This is a genomic window from Pseudomonas sp. PICF141 (genome assembly GCF_002286815.1).
In the GTDB taxonomy this organism is placed as follows: Bacteria; Pseudomonadota; Gammaproteobacteria; order Pseudomonadales; family Pseudomonadaceae; genus Aquipseudomonas.
This window is the reverse complement of the sequence record NZ_MUNM01000037.1, coordinates 261,726-283,239: the sequence shown is the minus strand read 5'-3', so window position 1 is coordinate 283,239 and position 21,514 is coordinate 261,726. Positions and strand designations below refer to the sequence as shown.

The window sequence follows — 21,514 nt, the reverse complement described above, 5'->3', positions numbered from 1 at the left end:
GTCAACCTGTCGCTCAACAACGGTGTGGTCGAAGGCCGCACGGCCACCACCAACCTGCTGGTGTTCACCGTCAGCGTCGCCGCTAACGGTGACGTCACCCTCGACCAGCTGCGCGCCGTGGTGCATCCCGACGCCACCGATCCCGATGATTCGACGACGCTGTCGGCGGACAATCTGGTGACGCTGATAGGAACCGCAACCGACAAGGACGGCGACAGTGCCCAGGCGACCCTCAACATCGGGCAGAACCTGATATTCAAGGACGACGGCCCGTCACTCGCGTTCGGCAACCTGATCGGCACGGGTAGCGTCCTGCCGCAATTCGGCTTCTGGGATCATTCGGCGGGCGCCGACGGGCTGAGTGCGGCTGGTCTGGATATCTCGGTGAATAGCCAGTTCACCCTCGTCAGACCAGACAATACGACCACCACCGGGACCGCCACGCTCACCGAGCAGTCACCCTCACCGGACGGCAATGGCGCGTACCAGTTCGCCGGGACGTTAACTGGTGATTTCGACAACAACGCCGCAACGGCGGACACCAGCGTCGACTACACGCTGACCGCCTATGCCGATGGCCGCTATGCACTGGATCTGGTGCAAGGCTTCAGTTCGGAGATCGTGCTCAGCACTGCCGATGGCGCGCTCGGTGCCGGAGGCCCGGATCCCGTGCGCACCTTGTTGATTCCAGAGCAGGATCCGCCGACTATTCCTTCGCCATCTGAAGAGGTTGTGTTCTTTTCCGCGAAGGCACTTGCGTCGACTTCGGACATTCTGAGCGGTATCGGACTCGGAGAACCCGATCCCACCGAAACCACGCTACAGACCAACCCTCTGCCCTCGTACATCGACCCGTCGGCCATGAACGTGAGCACCGCCGGCATCGGCGTCGCCAATAACCTGTTCCAGGGAGACGACCTGGCGGCCATCGGCGTTGACGATGAGAGTTTTGTCGTCAATCCGGAGAGCCTGCTGACGGGCATGAGGGTCTTCATCGACAACTCCGTAGGAGGTTACAACACGGCAACCGAGGACCTGTACTACAGGGCCTACTATGAGGACGGCACGTTCTCGGACCTCATCGAAGTGAACACCCTGACGCCGGAGGCAGGCGGACAGGTCTCCTTCCTCATTGAGAGCGATGGCACGAATCTGATCGACGCTGTCCAGCTCACGATGGCCCGAGGCGAGATCAAGATCCCGACGATCCAGTTCATTCAGGAAAGCGAGAGCCTGGCCAGCGATGTCCAGCTGACGTTCAACGCGACGCTGACCGACAAGGATGGGGACTCGGCAACGAGTACGTTCGACGCCAACCTGTTCGCCAATGACTTGACCGGCACCTTCGACTTCACGCTGGCGGGCACGGGCGGTGAACGGGATGCCTTCAACGTCGATTTGTCAGTCGATGAGAACCTGTACCAGGTCACCGGCTTCGATGCCAACGTAAACCTGCGAGACACCCTGGTGCTCAACGGCGACCAGAGCGCCGTTGTCCAATCGATCGACAACAGCGGCGCCGACAGCATCGTGACGGTTGCCGAAACGGGCGGACAAGTCACGACCATCACCTTGGTCGGGGTCGATCTGCTGAGTAGCGACATTGTTAACGGCAGCGTCTGAGAAACGCGCGTAAGAGAATGCGAGGGTGACGCAAACCACCCTCGCATTCTTTTGTCAGTTCCACTATTCAGATACGCACGCTCTCGCCTGCGACAGGCACCCAAGGGTGTCAGATCGTCTTGTTTCGACGTGAAACCAAATCCAGTTCCACCCATGTGGACTCGGGTGGTTTTTCGTTGTTGGTGAGCCCGTGCTTCAGCGCATACATCAACAGATCGATGCGGTTGATCAGGTCAAGCTTTTGATAAATATTGCTGAGGTGGTTGTGCACGGTGTGTTCGCTGATGCCCAGACGCCCGGCGATGCTCATGTATTTAGCGGACGGATCCCCGACAATGGCGCGAATCAATTCCCTCTCGCGGAGTGTCAGCCGCGCCTGTTTTGCCTCCTCCACATTGCATCTCAAATGGATATTCCCGGTCGCGGCATAGCCGGAAAGCCCACCGGCCCAGGCTCTATCCAGTCCGGTATCGCGATGGTGGACTGTGATGATGGCCTGGATGATCGACTCCGTCGGGTCTTCCGCCAGCACGATGCCGCGTGCGCCCGCCTCTATCGCCTGGGCAACGGGGATGGCTTCGTACAAGCCTTTGAGCACCAGCACTTTCATTTCGGCGTCGCGGGTGAGTCCCGCAACAACTTCCAATGGGTTCAGCGCATCTGGAAAAAAACTGAAAAAAATCACATTGGGGCGCAACTGGTCGGCAAGATCCAGCGCATTGGTATAGGTGGTGGCCTGGCCGCTCACTTCCATCTGAGGCTTTCTGGCATTGATCAAATCTTGAAGGCCCATGAGAACGAGGGGACGACAATCGACCAGCATCACACGTATAGGTTTTTTGTGGGTCGTCATATTTTCCTGACTCCCTTGAAGAATTAATGACCTCCCTCCCTTGGCCTTCCCTGATTCAGCAGCTCACTCAACTGCCCACCGTGATCGAAGGACAGATGCGAACGCCGACAGGCCTTAGCGGTGCCTGCCCGGGTATTCATTTTTTGGGTCCCATCCACAGGCTTTACGAGCAGGGTAGCGGGCGTTTCCAAAAGCCGGGCAAAGCCATCGAGGCAACATAAACAGGAATAATCATCAATAACTTGCGTTGATTGATGTGCTCCCTCGAGCTGTTCAACTGAGTCTAGGCCAGACCAGCACACTGCCAGCACGCCCACCGGCCAGTCGTCGATTCACGCCTCATGCGGGTAGCCCGGCCGTTGTACCGAACGCCTATTAATTAAAAGAAAATCAGGGTCTTAGGCGTGCCGTGGCGACTTGCAATCAAAGTCTGGTCGCGCTCGAAATCGTCAATTAACCGACGAATGGCCTGCGCGCAGACGTAATCACAATACTGGCGTCAATTTATCGACGACGCAGGCGGTATTGCGGCAGGATCAGGGGGATGTGAAGTTCTGGCTGGAACTGCCGGCGCCCAACCAGCCATTAACGCTTTCAACACTTTCGGCAGGCAGCTTTCCCGCCCAGCGATTGAGCGTGAGGACATTAGTGACGAATTCGTACTGCGTTTTGAGCAGATCACGACGCGCCCGGAATTCGTTGCGTACGGTGGCCAGTACATCGACGGCATTGACCATTCCGTAATCGAGCGCTTTCTCTGCCGCCACTCTGGACAGTTGTGCCGAGGCCAGGGCATTGCGGCTCGCACTGATCTTTTCTCCGCTGGAATTGGCGGTCAGGTAAGCGCTGGTGATCTCCTTGACCACCCGGCGCCGGATCGCCTCCAGTTCCTGTTCGGCGGTAATCTGATCCTGATAGAGCCCACGCACCCGCGCCGAGGTCGAACCGCCGCTGTACAGCGGCACCTGCACGCCAATCCCGGCGACATAACTGTCGGTGCGCGGCGCCAGGGCATTGTTGTAGCCCTCGTTGGTCTGCTGCGCGCTCAGCGTAAGGCTCAGGGTCGGATAGTGTCCGCCCTTGCCGCTGCGCAACGCCGCGCCCGCTGCCTCGACGCTGCTCTCGTTGGCCTTGAGCGCCGGGTTTAGCGCTATACCCTCGCGCACCCAGGATTCCAGACTCTGCGCCGAAACCCGTAGTTGCACGTCATCGCGAATCCGGTTGAGCTTCTCCTTGACCGGCCGGCCGACGATCTCCGCCAGCTCCTCGCGACTGATACTGGCCCGGTTCTGCGCATCCAGTTCCTGCGCCGCCAGCAAATCTACCCGGGCCTTGAGGTCGAGCTGATCAGTAATCAATGCCAGCTGCTTTTCGTACAACGCATTGACTCGGTCCAGGCTCTTTTGCGTGGTTCGACGCTCTGCCCTCACCAACTCCAGTTCATCCTCGGCGGCCAACGCGGCAAAGTAACGCTGCGCCAGGTCCACTGTGGCCTCGGCCTGAGCATCCAGCGCCTGGGATTCGGACTGCTTGGCCAGGCTTTTGAATTTTTGGTAGTTCTCCCACGCGGCCTTGTTGTAAAGGTACTGACGCAGCACCAGGCTGTAGTTTTCACTGTCGTAACTTTGCTCCACCAGGTCGCTCTCCTGATGAATCCGATTCGTCCCGGCGTTGAGCGAGACCTGCGGGAACAGCGCCCCCATCGCCTCACGCTGATGTTCCTTGCCCGCCTGGGCTTGCGCATAGGAAGCCAGTACCCGCGGATCTTCCAGCCGTGACTCACGGTACAACTGCATGAGGTCGGTGGAAAACGTCGACGCGCTGACTCCAGTCGGTGTTGGCGCAAGGGTTTGCGCCAGAGCGCTACCCGCTGCAAACATGAACACACCGCCCAGCAGAACTGTCGACGCACTCATCGGCTATTCCTCGATCATCGATTGAGCGATGGCATCGCGAGCCGGTTGCATCAGGTACTGCAACAACGTGCGTTGCCCGGTGATGATCAAGACGTCCGCCGGCATCCCCGGCAACAACTTACGCTCACCCAACGTGCGTATGCCCTCCTCGGTTACCCGCACCCGCGCCAGGTAATAAGCCGTCCCCGCCTTTTCGTTGACCAGCCGGTCAGCCGATACGCTGCTGACCTCGCCTTCAATCACGGGAGTGGTCGAGCTATTGAATGCACCGAAACGGATATCGGCACGCTTGCCAATGGCGACGCGATCAATATCCACCGGCGCCACCTGGGCCTCTATGACCAGCTCGGAAACCGATGGAACGATATCCAGCAGCGGCGTCGCCGGGCTCACCACACCACCGATGGTGTGCACGGTCATGCCAATCACCATGCCCGCGTCGGGTGCGCGGATCACAATACGACTGAGCCGGTCCTCCAGAGACGAGGTTTTCTCTTGCAGGTCGTACATCCGGGTCTGAACCTCGGCCAGCTCCTTGGCCACCTCGGTATTGAAATCCTTGTCGATTTGCAGAATCTGCAGTTGCGTTTCATTGATCTGCAGGCGGGTCTTGTTAATGGCGGAACGGTGATCGGCCACCTCCGACCTGAGCATCCCCAGCTTGCGTTCCTGCTCGAGCAGGCGTTGTTTATCCACGAACCCTTGCTTGAGCAGGTCGGTCAGTTCAACGATTTCACCGCTGTAGGATTTCTCCAGATGAACTTTGGCAGCAATCATCGATTCCAGTCCCTTGATCTGTTGACTCAACTGGCCGACGCGCTCGCGCAACACCGCCATCTGGCCCAGCCGCGAGCCTTGTCTGGCGTTGAATACCCGAGTCTCGCCCTGACGCGCCTCCACACCACGCAAACTCTCCGGGTCGGCTATCTCCCCAAAGCTGATTGCCGACAGCGAGTCGCGCTCGGCCCGCAGCCTTGCCTCCATCGCTCTGGTCGCGACCAACTGACCTCGGGTCATCTCGTATTCGAAGCGCAACTGGGCATCATCAAGAATGATCAGCGGATCACCACGCTTGACGATGTCGCCGTCATGGACCAGTACCGCTTTGACGATGCCCCCTTCAGGATGCTGGACCGTTTTGCGGTAAGTCTGCACGGTGACCACCCCCGGCGCGTAAGCGGCACCATCCAGGGGCGCAAGCGCCGCCCAAGTGCCGAACAGGCCGAAGGTCACCCCGACAATAGCAATGCCCAGGCGGCGTACTTTACGATCAGATATCGGCAAGCCAGCGAAGCTTTCAATTTGACGACTGGGCATCGTAGGGTTCATCGGCGTCCCCCTTGCTGGTTTTGACCGAAGCCATGGTGGCGCCTGCCGACATGGCGTGCTTTTGTGCCTGATGTTTCTGCGCAAGCTCGGCGAGCACTTGCTCGCGTGGCCCATAGAGGCTGATAACCCCTGCGTTCATCACCATGAGCCGGTCAAGTTGCGACACGATGTTGGTTCGGTGGGTAATGACGAACAGGGTCGCGCCGCTCTGCTTGATCTGCTGGATAGCTGCCACCAGGGCGCGATCACCGACTTCATCAAGATTGGAGTTGGGCTCATCGAGAATGATCAGTCGCGGGCTGCCATACAGGGCGCGGGCCAGTCCGATGCGCTGGCGTTGCCCTCCCGACAGCGTGAGGCCTTCACTGCCGATGACGGTGTCGTAGCCATCGGGCAATTGCAAAATCATTTCGTGAACGCCAGCGGTCCTGGCAGCCTGAATGACTTTTACCGAGTCGACCTCGGCAAAGCGCGCAATGTTCTCGCTGATGCTGCCTTCGAACAGCTCAATGTCCTGGGGCAAATAACCTATATACGGTCCAAGCTCATCTTTATCCCATGCGCTGATGTCCGCACCATCGAGGCGGACCACGCCGTGCAGCGGCACCCATACCCCCATCAATGCCCTGGCCAGGGTCGATTTGCCCGCGGCACTGGGACCGATGATGCCGACAACGCAGCCGGCAGGCACGCTGAAACTTATGTTGTTGATGATCGGGGTTCTCGACCCAGGTGCCGCAACCACCAGATTTTCCACCTGCACATGGCCCTGGGGCGCAGGCAATGACATACGCTCGGGTTGAGCCTGTTGTTTGTCGAGGATGTCGTTGAGACGGCCGTATTGCGAGCGAGCCGCAATAAAGCCCCTCCAGCTGCCGATGATCAGATCGATGGGGGCCAATGCGCGCCCTAGTAGCACGGCGCCAGCAAATACCAGGCCTGCCCCCACTTGATGATCCACGGCCAGGTAGGCCCCCAGCCCCAGGATCAATGATTGCACCAGGATCCGGAACGTTCTGGAAATTGTGCTGACAATGGCACCTCTATCGCTGGCCTGGGCCTGTAGCAACAGAACATTTCTTTGCCGGTGCCCCCAACGATCCATCAGGGTCTCAAGCATGCCCATGGACTCGATGACTTCAGCGTTGCGCAAATTCTTCGTGGTGTAGAGCGTCGCGCCGATATGTTCCTTGTTCGCCTGGGCCAGCGCTGGCCCCGTCAGCTTCTCATTGATAAACGCGAGCAATAACAACAGCAGCGCACTGCCCGTCGCCACCCAGCCAAACCAGGGGTGAAACATGAACATCACGGCGATGTAGATCGGCAACCAGGGCGCATCGAAAAAGGCGAACAACCCATTACCGGAGAGAAACTGCCTCAAACCCGTCAAGTCGTTGAGCGACTGGGCCGAGGCATCCATCCCGCCGCTGTCCAGCGCCCGTTTGAAACTGGCCTTGTAGACCTGGCGACTCAGCAACACATCCAGTCGGGTACTGACCCGAACCATGATGCGCGAACGGATCCATTCCAGGGAGCCAAGCGTGATGATCAGCCCTGTCATGATCAGCGTCAGCATTGCCAGGGTTGTCAGGCTTCCGCTGGCCATCACCCGCCCATATACCTGAAGCATATAGAAGGTGGGCACGAGCATGAGTGCGTTGATGAAAAAGCTGAAAAAGCCAACAGAAATAAAGCTGTCTCTACAGGCTTTCAACGCATTTTTCAGGCTGTTTTCAGGTGTGCTTCGCATTGAAACCCCTGCTCGCAAAAACCATCTTCTGGAGCTTAGATCATGCCGAACGACTGTGTGCAGCAATTGGCCGGATCGCCTCAAACAACGAGCATATGAGTTCAACTCAATCCGTGGCGATCTGCGCGCCTCCCTTGCGCGGCTCGGCACTGTAAAACAGGACTTTAACCACGATGACCAACACGGCCAGCGCGGCAAATAGCAAACCGCTGCAAAGGGTGCCCTGCAAGCCCATGCGTGCCAGGAACCAGCCCCCCGTCGTTGACCCAAGCGTCACGCCCAGGTTGATGAACGAGATATAAATGCCGGTGGCGAACTCGGGGGCTTCCGGCGCTTCGGAGGTCAGCCATATCTGTGTGACGATCAGCCCGCTGGTATGGGTCGCGCCCCAGAACACCACGATAACCAGCATGGTCATCAGGGACGGGCCGGCGAACAGGTACAACAGCCCATAGGCACCGGCCAGCAGGATCGGGTGCAGGAGGGTTGTGCGAACCATGTTCCGACCGATCAGCTTGCCGGCATACAGATTGCCCGCGACGCCGCCAATGCCGAAGATCACCAGCAGGATGCTGATCATCAGCGCGCTCATGCCCGCTTCCTTGGCCAGATACTCGGCTGAGTAGCTGTAGACGGAAAACATCGCGGCAAAAATCAGCGTCGAGGCGGTGATGTTCAGCCAGAGCGGGAACTTGCGCAGAATGGCCAGTTGCTCTTTATAGGAAACCCGCTGTTTGTCGGGCGCGTCCGGCAGCTTGGCAATGATCCCCAGACCGGCAATGCAGTTGACCACGGCGCAGAACAGAAACGACGCTTCATAGGAAAACTGCGCGGCGATCAGCGTCGTCAACGGCACCCCCAACACCATGCCCATGCTGGTGCCGACAAAAGCCTTGGCAGCGGCGCGGGTCGACTCCTGCGGCGGGTACAGCGAAACGGCCGCGACAAAGGCCAGGGAAAAGTACACGGGGTGAAACAACGCAGGGATGATCCGAAGCACCATCAGCGATTCAAAGTTGGGTGCATAGGCCGATAGCACGCTGGTGGCGGCAAACATGAACAAGGCAATCGTCAGGATCTTCTTGCGATTGAAGCGCGACAGCAGCAGGACCATAACCGGGCCGAAGACCGCAATGATCAGCGCAAACAACCCCACCAAGAGGCCCGCCTGGGCCGCACTGATCGCGAAGCACTCGATGATCACCGGAAGAATGCCGACCACGCCAAACTCAATGGTGTAAACGCCAAACAGACCTAGGGCGAGAAAGTAGATCGGATGGAGCATTTTCATGAGTCTGACTCCAGCGGGGCCACGACGTTGTTGCGGTCACTGTTGATCGCCCCATAAACGGCGTTGCACAGGTCGACGGTAAATTGTCCGAACATGCCTTCGAAGGCGGTATTGGTGAAGGCAACGACCGTCAATTGCTCGGTCGGGTCGACAAACCAGGAGTGCCCATAGGCACCGCCCAATCGCCAGCTACCCACCGACTCGGCAGTCTGGGCGGCAGCCGGGTCCTTGAGCACGGTAAAGCCCAGACCGAAGCCGCGACCGGGCCAGTTTTCCAGTTCGAGCTCGCCAGTCTGGTTGGTGGCCATTTCTTCCACCAGCGCTTCAGGCAACAACGGCGCCCCGCCTTTGCGCAGGGTTTCGAGCAACTGCAGGAACTCACCGGCACTGCCGATCAATCCCGAACCACCGGAGTTGAAAGCCTGTGGGTCGAGGGCCCGGCTCGGCTCCAGCTTGATGCCGGCGGTGCCTTCGAAAACCGGCACCACTTCCAGCTCTTTCATGCGCCGCGGCTGTGGTTGATCGTTCAGGTACGCCGGGCTCAGGCGGCTGGCGTCGGACACGCTGAAACCGATATCGCGCAAACCCAATGGCTTGGCGATCAACGCGTCGATTGCCGCGGCTAGCGAGGTGCCGGTGACCGCAGCAATCACGCCGCCCAGGACATCGGTCGCAATCGAGTAGCCCCATGAGCTGCCCGGTTTGTACAACAAGGGCGCGTGGCTCAGGCGGCGCAGGTTTTCTTCCAGCGTCAGGTTGCTGCGCTCCATGCCATCGGACACACCGGCATCGCGATAAGGGCCACCCTGATCGCTTTCCAGAAAACCATAGGTGAAGCCGGCGGTATGGCTCAGCAATTGACGCACCGTGATCGTGGCTGGCTGGCCGTCGCTCAGGGTCGGCTTGAAGTCAGGCAGCCAGCGGCTGATGTCGTCATCCAGGTTGAGTTTGCCTTGGTCGATCAATGCCAATGCCGCCACCGAAACGATCGGCTTGGACACCGAAGACAGCCGAAACAAGGCATCCTCGCGCATCGGTAGCCGCGCCTCTCGGTCGGCAAACCCGGCTGCGCGCCGGTAGATAAGCTTGCCGCGGTGAGCCACCAGCACCACTGCGCCAACCAGCCGCTGATCGCGCAAGGTCTGCTCCAGTACTGCATCGATGCATGAGGCCAGCGGGACGGATTCAAACGCGCGGAGAAACTGTAATGGGCGAAGCGGTTCGGTGACTGACATTGGCGGGCCTGAACAGTGGGATTAAGGACTTGATGTCTCGATGGTAGAGGGGGCCGTTATCTGGAAACAGAGGCTACAATTCCGAGGTTCACGGACCTTTTGGTCCGCAATCAAAGGAGTGAGTGTTGGATAAGCTCAATGGCATCACGGTGTTTGTGCAGGTTGCCGAAAGCCGCAGTTTTGTTGGGGCCGGCCGTTTGCTGGGGATCTCCGCCTCCGCGGTGGGCAAGAGCATCGCGCGCATGGAAAAGAAACTCGGCGTACGCCTGTTCCATCGCAATACCCGCAGCATCAACCTGACCAGCGAAGGCTCGTTGTTTCTGGAGCGCTGCCGCCGGGTGCTTAACGAACTGGAAGCCGCTGAGCAGGAACTCTCCAGCTCAAGCGAGACACCGCGAGGTAAACTGCGCATCAGCCTGCCGCTGCTGGGCAACGTTCTGTTCATGCAGCTCTCACGATTCATGCAGCATTATCCGGAAGTCCAGCTGGAGCTGGACTTCACCGATCGGCTGGTGGATGTGGTCGAGGAAGGTTTCGACGCCGTGGTGCGCACTGGCCAGTTGCACGACTCCCGGTTAATGGCCAGGAAACTCGACAGCTTCAGCTTCTACCTGGTTGGTGCCCCCAGTTACTTTGCGAGCCACGGCTACCCGCAGAATGTCGAGCAACTGCAGGAGCACCACTGCCTGCATTACAAACTGCCTTCCACAGGCAAGCTGGAAAAATGGCCACTGCCGGGGCTTGCCGAAGGCAGCGAGTTGAAAGTACCGGCCACGATGGTCTGCAATAATCTGGAAATGCTGATCCACATGGCCCGCCAAGGCCTGGGCATCGCCTGCGTCCCGGAGTTTGCGGTACGCGAGGCACTGGCCGCCGGAGCGCTGGTGTCGATACTGGACGACAAAGTGCTGCGCACGCTGAACATCCAGGTGGTATGGCCGTCGAGCCGCTACCTGACGCCAAAGTTGCGAGCGTTTATCGATTTTGTTTGTGATGGCGCAACGACGGGCCTGCGAAACGACAACGCAGCCGTAAGCGGTTGAGCAGTGAAAGGGCCGGTGTTCAGGGTCATGGCACGGAAGAATTGCTCGCGGGCCTGCGCATCGCGAGCAAGCGCCATTTATCAATCAATCGCCTCCGATGCCTGAAACCGCGCCCGATACCGCCCCGGGCTCTCCCCTGTCCACTTCTTGAACGCGCGATGGAACGCACTCGGCTCCTGGAATCCCAACTGCTCGGCAATATCGCTGATGCTCGCCTTGCTCTGGCGCAACCGTTCAAACGCCACCGCGCGCCGCACTTCATCCTTGATTTCCTGATACGAACAGCCTTCACGTCCCAGTTTGCGGCGAAAGGTGCTGGGGCTCAGGTGCTGCTCCAGAGCAAAGGCCTGCAAGGTCGGCCATTCGCTGTAATGGCTGTGGCGCAGGCGCTGATGAACCTGCGAAGTCAGCCCATGCTGGTTGCGGAAACGAATCACCAGCCATTGCGGTGCGGTGCGCAAAAACACTTTCAACGAAGCAAGGTCTTGAATCACCGACAGGCGCAAGTAGTGACTGGCGAACTCGATTTCGGTGCGTTCGGTGCCAAAGGTCAGGTTGGGGCCCCAGAGCATGGCATCGTCACGCAACGACAAACGCTGATGACGAAAGTCCGCCCGATCGATCGGAATGCGCCGCCCGCCCAGCCAGCACAACAGGCTGATCATCAACACCAGAAACGTTTCCTCGCCCAACCGGCTGACCTCGCTGTTCTGCGCATGGGTCTGCAAGCTGATGACCGCACGCTTGCCCCGCACGCTCAATGTGCCGCGAAAATCACGCAAGAACAGGCCGAAATTGGCCAGGCACTGACGCATGGCCTTTTCCAGCGTCGGTTCCTGAATCAACGCCCGACAGATCAAGGCAAAACTGCCCGGCGGCATTCCATGGGAGTCCAGCCGGAAAAATTCATCGTTCAATTCACGAATCTGCACCAGCCACAACGCGGCGAAAGCCTTGGCCGGCACCCGTGCCGTCGGCTGGTCCATCAGTGCCGGATCAATGCCCGCCTGTTCAAGCACTGACCGCAGACGCTGCGGTTGCTCACGTAACGCATGGATCATGGGGTACATGAAGTAAACCGCCACCGAATCCGTTTCCCGCATTTGAATGCCTCTCTCGTCACATCTGAATATGGCAAAAAACGCCATCACCCTTGAACAGTTTTGGCATAGGCCAGTGGCGCTGCTGATTCTAGACTCGTGCCAACAAAAAAGACCTATTCAGAGAGCCAACATGAACCATTCCGATATTTTTGTAGTGAGCGCCGTCCGTTCAGCCATTGGCAGCTTTGGCGGTTCACTCAAGGATGTGCCGCCTATTCAGTTGGCAACCGACGTTTGCCGCGCCGCCATCGAACGTTCCGGCCTGGCGCCCGAGCACATCGGCCATGCCGTGATGGGACATGTGATCCCGACCGAGGCACGCGATGCCTACATCTCCCGAGCCGTAGCGATCAATGCCGGCCTGACGAAAGAGACGCCCGCCTTCAACGTCAACCGCCTGTGCGGTTCGGGTTTGCAGGCGATTGTCAGCGCTGCGCAAAGTTTGATGCTGGGCGATGCAGGCGCTGCGCTGGCGGGTGGCGTCGAGTCCATGAGCCGAGGCGCGTACTTGTTGCCACAGGCGCGCTGGGGCGCACGCATGGGCGACATGCAGGCCATCGACTACATGCTTGGGGTGCTGCAAGACCCGTTTGCCGGTTTCCACATGGGTATCACCGCTGAAAATATCGCCGAACACTATGGCATCACGCGTCAGGCCCAGGATGAATTGGCGCTGCTCAGCCAGCAGCGCGCTGCCCGGGCGATTGCCGAAGGGCGTTTTGCCGGGCAGATCGTGCCGATCGAAATCGAAACCCGTAAAGGCACGGTTACGTTCGCGACGGATGAGCATGTGCGGGCCGAGGTCAACGCCGAGCAATTGAGCCGCATGAAACCCGCCTTCAAAAAAGACGGTAGCGTCACCGCCGGCAACGCGTCCGGCCTCAATGACGGTGCCGGCGCACTGATCATGGCCACCGGCCAGACTGTTCAGGAACAAGGCCTCAAACCTATGGCTCGACTGGTGGGTTATGCCCATGCAGGCGTTGAACCGTCGATGATGGGGCTGGGACCGATTCCCGCCACCCGCCTGGTGCTCAAGCGCGCCGGCCTGACCGTTGCCGACCTCGATGTGATCGAGTCCAACGAAGCCTTTGCTGCCCAGGCCTGTGCCGTAGCGCAAGAACTGGGCTTCGATCCACAGAAGGTCAACCCCAACGGTTCGGGCATCTCGCTGGGCCATCCGGTGGGCGCCACTGGCGCGATCATCGCCACCAAAGCGATTCACGAACTGCATCGCTGCCAAGGCCGTTATGCCCTGGCAACCATGTGCATCGGCGGCGGCCAAGGCATCGCTGTGTTGTTCGAGCGGGTTTAATAAGGACATGCGCATGACTCTTCAGAACATTGGCGTTATCGGCGCCGGCACCATGGGCAATGGCATTGCGCAAGTCTGCGCCTTGGCCGGCTTCAACGTGACCTTGATCGACATTGCCGAGAGCGCCCTGCAAAAGGCAATCGCGACTGTCGATAAAAACCTCGATCGGCAGGTCGCCAAAAACACGCTGACGCACGAGCAAAAACTCGCTGCCCTCGACAAGATTCGCACCAGCACCGATTACAACAGCTTGCAAAACGTGCAATTGGTGATCGAAGCCGCCACGGAAAACCTCGACCTGAAATTGCGCGTGCTGCAACAAATCGCCGCGCAGGTCAGCGCTGACTGCGTGATCGCCTCCAACACGTCGTCGCTGTCCATTACCCAGCTCGCCGCCAGTGTGAGCCAGCCTGAGCGTTTCATCGGTCTGCACTTTTTCAATCCGGTGCCGGTGATGGGCCTGATCGAAGTGATTCGTGGCCTGCAAACCAGCGATGCCACCCACACTCTGGCGCTGGACATGGCGACCACACTCGGCAAAACCGCGATCACCGCCGGCAACCGTCCGGGTTTCGTGGTCAACCGGATTCTGGTGCCGATGATCAATGAAGCGATCCTGGTGTTTCAGGAAGGCCTGGCCAGTGTCGACGACATCGACGCCGGCATGCGCCTGGGCTGCAACCAGCCGATCGGCCCGCTGGCGTTGGCGGACCTGATCGGCCTGGACACCGTGCTGGCAATCCTTGAGGCCTTCTACGATGGCTTCAACGACAGCAAATACCGCCCCGCTCCACTGCTCAAGGAAATGGTCGCCGCCGGTTACCTGGGACGCAAAACGGGGCGTGGCTTCCATGCCTATGCCTGAGCGGTGCTCACGCTTCGCCGAATACCGGGACAAGGTGCTGGAGCTCTTTGCCAGCAAGGGTTTCGGTCAAGTCGGCATGCGTGAGCTCGCGACCAGCCTGGGGCTTTCCCCGGGTTCGCTGTATCACCATTACCCCAGCAAGCAGCACTTGTTGCTCGATCTGATCGAGGAGTTTTACGAAGAGCTGCTGGCCACGTTGGGGCGCATCGAACAAACGGCCCCGGCAAAACGCGACAGACTCAATCAATTGATTCGCGCGCACCTCACTCTGCATCAGGAAATGCCCTGGCATTTTCGTCTGGTGGAGCGCGACAGCGGCTGCCTGAATGAAGAGCAGCAGCAACGGGTGCGGCAGTTGCGCGAGCAGTACGAACGCAAGTTGCTGCTGATATTGCGTATCCGTCCCCGGTTCACTGAACAGGGCGTGTTGGCCGCCGGTCATGCCATTGGCGCCTTGCTTAACAGCGCGCCCAGTTGGCTGACGCACTATTCGCTGGATGAACAAGAGCGCGACAGTCTGCTGGAAAACATGGTGAGTGGTGCGATCGAGCGGTTACTGACGCCAGGCGACAAACCCCGCCTCGCCAGCGTGAGCAAAAAACAGGACGTGTATCAGGCGCAATCCCCCATGCAGTAAAGTCCCGTACCGGGACTGACACACAAGACGCACAAACAAAAACGCCGCTCAAAGAGCGGCGTTTTTGCGTTTAGAGCGAAACACGAGTTTCACCTGGATTTTGCGCGCCTCAGGCGTTGCAATTCCAGGGACGGTCTCCATTCTCATCCTTGATGCGGGTCGGCAGGCCCATCACATCCAGTGCGTTGAGGAACGGCTCGGCCGGCAGCTCCTCGACGTTGGCCATGCGCTGCACATCCCATTCGCCACGGGCAACCAACAGGGCGGCCGCCACGGGTGGCACGCCAGCGGTATAGGAAATGCCCTGGCTGTCGGTTTCGGCAAAGGCTTCTTCGTGGTCGGCCACATTGTAGATGAACACTTCGCGCGACTGGCCATCCTTGGTGCCTTTGACCAGGTCGCCGATGCAGGTCTTGCCGGTGTAGCCGGGCGCCAGCGAGCTCGGATCAGGCAGCACGGCCTTGACCACTTTCAGCGGCACGACTTCCAGGCCTTCAGCGGTTTTGACCGGTTGCTCGGAGAGCAGGCCGAGGTTTTTGAGTACGGTGAACACATTGATGTAGTGCTCGCCAAAGCTCATCCAGAAACGCACGTTGGGCACGCCGAGGTTCTTGGACAGGGAGTGCACTTCATCGTGGCCGGTCAGGTACAGGTTCTGCGCCCCTACGACTGGCAGGTCGTCGGTGCGTTTGACTTCGAACATTGTGTTGCTGGTCCACTGGCTGTTCTGCCAGCTCCACACTTGTCCGGTGAATTCGCGGAAGTTGATTTCCGGATCGAAATTGGTGGCGAAATACTTGCCATGGGAACCGGCATTGACGTCGAGAATGTCGATCGAATCAATACGGTCGAAATACTGTTGTTGCGCCAGCGCTGCATAGGCATTGACCACACCCGGGTCGAAGCCCACACCGAGGATGGCGGTGATGTTCTTCTCTTTGCATTCCTCGAGGTGCTTCCACTCGTAGTTGCCGTACCAGGGCGGTGTCTCGCAGATCTTGCCCGGTTCTTCGTGAATGGCGGTGTCCAGATAGGCCACGCCCGTATCGATGCAGGCACGCAGCACCGACATGTTGAGGAAGGCAGAACCGACGTTGATGACGATCTGCGATCCGGTTTCGCGGATCAGCGCCTTGGTCGCTTCGACATCCAGAGCGTTCAGCGAGAAAGCTTTGATGTCAGCGGGCTCTTTGAGGCTGCCCTTGGCCTTGACGCTGTCGATGATGGCCTGGCATTTGGAGATGTTGCGCGACGCGATAGCAATACGACCGAGTTCATCGTTGTGCTGCGCGCACTTGTGGGCCACCACCTTGGCGACACCTCCTGCACCAATGATAAGTACGTTCTTCTTCAATTTTTCTCTCTCTCCTTCACTGCCAGCTTACGAAAGGCTGGACATGTAGTCGTTGAAACCAAACTCACGAACCACCTCGACACTACCGTCGAGTTGTTTCACTACGATGGACGGCATTTTCAGGCCGTTGAACCAGTTCTTCTTGACCATCGTGTAACCCGCCGCGTCAACGAACGACAGCCGATCGCCAATGGCCAAGGGACGATCAAATTGATATTCACCGAAAATGTCGCCGGCCAGGCAGGATTTGCCGCACACCATGTAGGTGTGTTCGCCCGCGCTGGGCGCCAGCTTGGCATTCAGGCGATAGATCAGCAGATCGAGCATATGCGCCTCGATGGAGCTGTCCACGACGGCCAGGTGCTTGCCATTGTAGAGCGTGTCGAGCACGGTGACTTCCAGCGAGGCGCTCTGAGTAATGGCAGCTTCGCCCGGCTCCAGATAGACCTGCACGCCGTATTTCTGCGAGAAGGCCTTGAGCCGCGCGCAGAACTCGTCGATCGCGTAGCCTTCACCGGTGAAGTGAATGCCACCGCCCAGGCTGACCCACTCGACCTTATGCAGCAGATGACCGAACCGCTCTTCGATGGTGCTCAACATTTGGTCGAACAGGCCGAAGTCGGCGTTCTCGCAGTTGTTGTGGAACATGAAACCCGAGATCTGCTCAATGACTTGCTCGATCTTCACCGGATCCCACTCACCCAGACGGCTGAACGGCCGTGCCGGATCGGCCAGCAGGTAATCCGAGCTGCTCACCTGCGGATTGACCCGCAGACCGCGCACCTTGCCTGCGGAAGCCTCGGCGTAGCGCTGCAGCTGGCCGATGGAGTTGAAGATGATCTTGTCGCAGTTGTCGAGCATCTCCTCGATCTCGTCGTCGGCCCAGGCCACGCTGTAGGCATGGGTTTCGCCAGCGAACTTCTGTCGACCGAGCTTGAGCTCGTAGAGCGACGACGACGTAGTGCCGTCCATGTATTGCTGCATCAGGTCGAACACCGACCAGGTGGCGAAGCACTTGAGTGCCAGCAGGGCCTTGGCCCCGGACTGTTCGCGCACATAAGCGATCTTCTGCATGTTCGCCAGCAGCTTTTGTTTGTCGATGAGGTAGTACGGCGTCTTGATCATTTCGAGGCCTCCGGCAAGGCCAGCCAAAAAAAGGATGCGCATTGTGCCTTCACTGGCAACTTATCGAAAGAGCAGAGAGCGCAGTTCGCCGAGCCGTTCTTGATTGGATCCAGAAGCCAGCGTCAGCGGCAGCTCAAACGGCGGCGGCTTTCTCGAACACGATGCAATGCTTCATCGCTGGGGAAGTATCGACGCAATTTCGGCTGCAGAGGCTGACTTTATCGCGTACCGGGTCGTTCAGGATTTCAGAATTTTGATACTGGCGAACGTTGATTCGTCACGCGCCTGATCCAGCAAACTCATCGACCTTGCCATTGGCAGTGCTTGTACAACCGGTCTTGATGTCGCTTGAGGTTGCGTTTGCGCCGCCAAGCGCTCGTCGCTGGGTGGGATGCCAAAATACTCGCGATAGCACTTTGAAAAATGAGGTGTGGACACAAAGCCACACACCACCGACAACTCTACTATCGAAATCGGCGTTTGCTTGAGTAACTGACGAGCGCGGATCAGACGCAACTTGAGGTAGTAGCGCGAGGGTGAGGAATGCAGGTATTTCTGGAATAACCGCTCCAGCTGTCGACGGGACAAACTGACATAATTCGCCAGTTCGTCGAGGTCGATCGGCTCTTCCAGATTGGCCTCCATCAAGGCGACGATTTCCTGCAACTTCGGTTGGTGGGTACCGAGCATGTGTTTAAGGGGTACACGTTGATGATCCTGTTCGTTGCGGATTCGCTCGTAGACGAACATGTCGGAGATGGCCGCTGACAGCTCATGACCATGATCGCGACTGATCAGGTGCAGCATCATGTCCATTGGCGCGGTGCCACCGGAACTGGTGAAGCGGTCTCGATCAAGGGTGAATAGACTGGAGCTGAGGTTCACTCGCGGAAAAGCTTCCTGCATGGCCGCCAGAAACTCCCAATGCACACTGCAGTCGAAGCCATCGAGCAAGCCTGCCTGGGCCAAGGCCCAACTCCCTGTGCACACGCCCCCTATCCGCTTCGCCCGCCGCGCCTGGGCTCGCAACCAGGTAATGTGCTCACGGGTCACAGCACTTTGAATGCCAATGCCACCGCAGACAATCACGGTATCCAGTACCGGTGCGTTATTGATCGCCGCATCCGGAGTGATCGGCATGCCATCGCTTGCCCACACCCGCTCGCCCCCCAAGCTGAAAGTGTGCCAACGGTACAGCTCTTGTCCGGTCAACTGATTGGCCATTCGCAGAGGCTCTATGGCAGATGCCAAAGAAATCAGCGTGAACTGGTCCAGCAGCAAAAAACCGATGGTTTGAAGAGGAACGGCCTTGGAGGTGTCGTAAGCCATCGAAGTGTTTACTCGCAGTGAGCGGTAATGGCCCGTGGCGCTGGCGGCGTTAACCGCCCCGCCACTGCTGGCACACTGAAAAGATCGCAAGCAGGTTTACGCAGATACAGCTGCTATGCGCTTTCCGCCGACACTGCACGCTGCGGCTGCCCATGCTGACGCGAGGTCACAAGGCCGATAAAGGAAATCACCAATGCCAGGCCGATGGTCGAAGTAACTTCCATACGGTGCTCGGGCGTCACCATCATCACCGCCAACGCAGCGCAGATGAAGGCGATGACCAACCAGGTGAGCCAGGGGAACAACCACATTTTGAAGGTCAGCGTGACATTCTGCCGACGCAGAATCTTGCGCATGCGCAGTTGCGACACTGCGATAGCCAGGTACACCACCAAGGCTATGGCGCCGGAGCTGGCGAGCAGAAACTGAAACAGTCCGGCGGGCATGAAGTAGCTGAACAAGGTCACGCCGGCGCCCAGTACGGTGCTGGCGATCACCGCAGCCCTCGGCACGCCATCCGATGACGTCGCCTTCAGCGGTTTCGGTGCATCACCGCGCTTGCCCAGCGAGAACAACATGCGCGAGGCAATATAGATCGAGGAGTTCATGCAGCTGGCCACGGCGATCAACACCACGACATCTACCATGAATTTGGCGTGGGGAATGTTCATCAGTTCCAGCGCTCGCTGGTAGGAGCCCACCGACGCCAGCAACGGATCATTCCAGGGCACCACGGAAATGACCACGAAAATGGACAGCAGGTAGAACACACCGATCCGCCAGATCACCGAGCGTGTGGCTTTGGCGATGTTCTGCGCCGGGTTGTTGGATTCGGCGGCTGCAATGGTTACCGCTTCTGTACCGATGAAGCTGAACATGATGGTGATGAATGCCCCCACAACCGCGGACAAACCGTTGGGCGCGAAACCGCCATGTTCCTCCATGAGTCGACTCAACCCGCTGGCTTCGCGCTCGGGAATCCAACCCATCAACACCGCAAAACCAAGACCGATAAAGCCGATGATCGCCACGACCTTGGCCATCGCAAACCAGAATTCGAATTCGCCGTATTTAGACACGCTGAACAGGTTGGTCACGACCAACAGGATGATTGACGTCAAGGCAAACAACCAGGTATCGATCTGCGGGAACCATTGGTTCAATACATGCCCGGCCGCGAGCGCCTCGATGGGTATCACCAGCACCCAGAACCACCAATAGAGCCAGCCGATGGTGAAGCCAGCCCAACGCCCGATTGCCTGGTCGGCGTAGGTAGAGAAAGATCCGGTATCCGGGTTGGCAACCGCCATTTCGCCCAGCATGCGCATGACCAGAACGACCAAAAGGCCGGAAAACAGATAAGCCAGTAATACCGCCGGCCCCGCCGCAGCGATGGCATGTCCGGAGCCAACAAACAAACCTGCGCCGATGATCCCGGCAATAGAAAGCATTGTGACGTGACGCGGTTTGAAACCCTGCGCCAACTGACCGTTCGAATCTCTGGAGTTCAGGTTATTCATTGTTCTTTTTTGTTCTCTGGTGATCGACGTTAGGGCGTACTGACTGAGGGTCAGGCGATCATCATTTTTCCCTGTAGCCGCGTCTCGAACGCGGCGTACCTCAACGCTCCGGAGTTTCTAAATCAAGCATCACAGCCGCACACGGCCATGAAGTGACGCGTCACCTTACGCGTCTTGACCTGGAAGCCAATAGCCCGAGTGCGCCACTTTCGAGTCTGATTTCGACACGCGTTGCGTGTATTGCGTGTGGTGCATTAACGAGAAAAAGAAACAGAAGTCTCTTTTTCTGTCTTTAGATGGACCGCGGATCGGTGCCGCCACAGCGCAAACCGATGTTCGGGTCGACGTTTACCTCATCAAGCCGCCAGGTTCTGGTCTACGCTGAAAACACAATCGGAGGCTTCCAACTATGTGCGGACGTCTTTCCCAGTACCGAAGCATTCATGACTATGTCGCGGCGCTGAACATTCCAAACGCATTGATCAACTATGCAGGAGACCAGCCTTTAGCGCTCTACAACGTCGCGCCGTCCGCTCAGCTCGCCCTCTTTCACCAGGAAGGTCAGTTTCTGCGAGCCGACAAAGTGCGCTGGGGATGGCGGCCGCGCTGGGCAATGGAGCGTGCCGCGCCGATCAAGGCCCGAGTAGACAGAGTTGCCCATAATCCATTCTTTGCAGCGATATGGCCGCATCGGGCAATCGTCGCGATCGACAACTGGTTTGAATGGATGGATGAGGATGGAGCGAAAACACAGCCTTATCTGGTTCGCCGCAAGGATCGCGCCCCAATTCTCTGCGCCGCGATAGGCCAGTTTCCCACCGCAGAGCATGAGCCGGACGCGCATGACGGCTTCGTGTTCATCAGCGCCGACAGCAAGGGTGGCCTGGTAGATTTACACGACTGGCAGCCGGTGACGCTCAATCCCGAGCTGGCCCGGGAATGGCTGAATCCAGCTACATCGGAAAAGCGTGCTGAGCAAATAATGCTATTGCAGTGGGAACCTCTGGAGGCTTTCGAGTGGTTCAAGGTCGACCGCGCTATCGGTAATCTCCGCAATCAGCAAAGTGGCCTGATCAATCCCAGCAATCGACTGATTTGAATTCCGGTCTGGTTAACTCCATTTGGCGAACCATACGCACCTGAAGAAAACCGGTGTCGCCCTAGCAAAATGCACCGTTCCGCAACCATGGCTATGACCAAAACGTTTGTGTGCCGAAGCAGCCGGC

Annotated in this window: 17 protein-coding genes; 6 read left to right on the top strand and 11 right to left on the bottom strand. The window is 58.5% G+C overall.

Translation table 11 applies throughout. The annotated features are described in order from the left end of the window. Positions 1 to 1,623 (top strand): DUF5801 repeats-in-toxin domain-containing protein (locus BZL43_RS09225; RefSeq protein WP_095632008.1); only part of this gene is annotated, 1,623 nt, incomplete at its 5' end. 109 nt (positions 1,624 to 1,732) lie between these two features. On the opposite strand, the gene BZL43_RS09220 is transcribed toward BZL43_RS09225, so the two are convergent. From BZL43_RS09220 to BZL43_RS09190, 6 genes are all read right to left on the bottom strand, one after another. After that, positions 1,733 to 2,476 carry a response regulator transcription factor gene (locus tag BZL43_RS09220; RefSeq protein ID WP_095632007.1) on the bottom strand — a complete coding sequence of 248 codons (744 nt, stop codon included), beginning with the start codon at positions 2,474 to 2,476 and terminating at the stop codon, positions 1,733 to 1,735. A 536-nt stretch (positions 2,477 to 3,012) separates the two neighbouring features. After that, positions 3,013 to 4,392 carry a TolC family outer membrane protein gene (locus tag BZL43_RS09210; RefSeq protein WP_095632005.1) on the bottom strand — a complete coding sequence of 460 codons (1,380 nt, stop codon included), beginning with the start codon at positions 4,390 to 4,392 and terminating at the stop codon, positions 3,013 to 3,015. A gap of 3 nt (positions 4,393 to 4,395) precedes the next feature. Then, complete coding sequence (locus BZL43_RS09205; protein WP_095632004.1) at positions 4,396 to 5,709, bottom strand: HlyD family type I secretion periplasmic adaptor subunit; 1,314 nt, start codon at positions 5,707 to 5,709, stop codon at positions 4,396 to 4,398. Then, positions 5,690 to 7,471 (bottom strand): type I secretion system permease/ATPase, encoded by a 1,782-nt coding sequence (locus BZL43_RS09200; RefSeq protein WP_095632003.1) that lies wholly within the window; start codon positions 7,469 to 7,471, stop codon positions 5,690 to 5,692. The genes BZL43_RS09205 and BZL43_RS09200 overlap by 20 nt, the downstream gene beginning before the upstream one ends. Before the next feature lie 106 nt (positions 7,472 to 7,577). Beyond that, entirely contained in the window at positions 7,578 to 8,762 is a 1,185-nt protein-coding gene (locus BZL43_RS09195) for an MFS transporter (protein WP_095632002.1), read from the bottom strand. Continuing rightward, positions 8,759 to 9,997 carry a serine hydrolase gene (locus BZL43_RS09190; RefSeq protein WP_095632001.1) on the bottom strand — a complete coding sequence of 413 codons (1,239 nt, stop codon included), beginning with the start codon at positions 9,995 to 9,997 and terminating at the stop codon, positions 8,759 to 8,761. Before BZL43_RS09190 ends, BZL43_RS09195 begins: the two co-directional genes overlap by 4 nt. A gap of 125 nt (positions 9,998 to 10,122) precedes the next feature. Here BZL43_RS09190 and BZL43_RS09185 point away from each other — a divergent pair, with 125 nt between their 5' ends. Further along, the gene (locus tag BZL43_RS09185; protein ID WP_095632000.1) at positions 10,123 to 11,040 is read left to right on the top strand and encodes a LysR family transcriptional regulator; all 918 of its coding nucleotides are present in this window, start codon (positions 10,123 to 10,125) and stop codon (positions 11,038 to 11,040) included. A gap of 80 nt (positions 11,041 to 11,120) precedes the next feature. Here BZL43_RS09185 and BZL43_RS09180 read toward each other — a convergent pair whose 3' ends face one another. Continuing rightward, positions 11,121 to 12,143 (bottom strand): AraC family transcriptional regulator, encoded by a 1,023-nt coding sequence (locus BZL43_RS09180; RefSeq protein WP_095631999.1) that lies wholly within the window; start codon positions 12,141 to 12,143, stop codon positions 11,121 to 11,123. Positions 12,144 to 12,273: 130 nt separating this feature from the next. Between BZL43_RS09180 and BZL43_RS09175 the strand changes: the two genes are divergently transcribed. Genes BZL43_RS09175 through BZL43_RS09165 form a run of 3 tightly spaced genes read left to right on the top strand, consistent with a single transcriptional unit; the run spans position 12,274 to position 14,960 of the window. Continuing rightward, positions 12,274 to 13,458 (top strand): acetyl-CoA C-acyltransferase family protein, encoded by a 1,185-nt coding sequence (locus BZL43_RS09175; protein ID WP_095631998.1) that lies wholly within the window; start codon positions 12,274 to 12,276, stop codon positions 13,456 to 13,458. A gap of 13 nt (positions 13,459 to 13,471) precedes the next feature. Then, on the top strand, positions 13,472 to 14,323 hold the full coding sequence (locus tag BZL43_RS09170; RefSeq protein ID WP_095631997.1) for a 3-hydroxybutyryl-CoA dehydrogenase: 852 nt from the start codon (positions 13,472 to 13,474) through the stop codon (positions 14,321 to 14,323). After that, on the top strand, positions 14,310 to 14,960 hold the full coding sequence (locus tag BZL43_RS09165) for a TetR/AcrR family transcriptional regulator (protein ID WP_095631996.1): 651 nt from the start codon (positions 14,310 to 14,312) through the stop codon (positions 14,958 to 14,960). The genes BZL43_RS09170 and BZL43_RS09165 overlap by 14 nt, the downstream gene beginning before the upstream one ends. 109 nt (positions 14,961 to 15,069) lie before the next feature. On the opposite strand, the gene BZL43_RS09160 is transcribed toward BZL43_RS09165, so the two are convergent. From BZL43_RS09160 to gabP, 4 genes are all read right to left on the bottom strand, one after another. Next, positions 15,070 to 16,314 (bottom strand): saccharopine dehydrogenase family protein, encoded by a 1,245-nt coding sequence (locus BZL43_RS09160; protein WP_095631995.1) that lies wholly within the window; start codon positions 16,312 to 16,314, stop codon positions 15,070 to 15,072. 27 nt (positions 16,315 to 16,341) lie between these two features. Then, complete coding sequence (gene nspC, locus BZL43_RS09155) at positions 16,342 to 17,439, bottom strand: carboxynorspermidine decarboxylase (RefSeq protein ID WP_095632028.1); 1,098 nt, start codon at positions 17,437 to 17,439, stop codon at positions 16,342 to 16,344. Between the two features lie 237 nt (positions 17,440 to 17,676). After that, entirely contained in the window at positions 17,677 to 18,768 is a 1,092-nt protein-coding gene (locus tag BZL43_RS09150; RefSeq protein ID WP_095631994.1) for a GlxA family transcriptional regulator, read from the bottom strand. A 113-nt stretch (positions 18,769 to 18,881) separates the two neighbouring features. Further along, entirely contained in the window at positions 18,882 to 20,288 is a 1,407-nt protein-coding gene (gabP, locus tag BZL43_RS09145; RefSeq protein ID WP_095631993.1) for a GABA permease, read from the bottom strand. Between the two features lie 409 nt (positions 20,289 to 20,697). Here gabP and BZL43_RS09140 point away from each other — a divergent pair, with 409 nt between their 5' ends. Beyond that, positions 20,698 to 21,387 carry an SOS response-associated peptidase family protein gene (locus tag BZL43_RS09140; protein WP_095631992.1) on the top strand — a complete coding sequence of 230 codons (690 nt, stop codon included), beginning with the start codon at positions 20,698 to 20,700 and terminating at the stop codon, positions 21,385 to 21,387. Positions 21,388 to 21,514 lie beyond the last annotated feature (127 nt).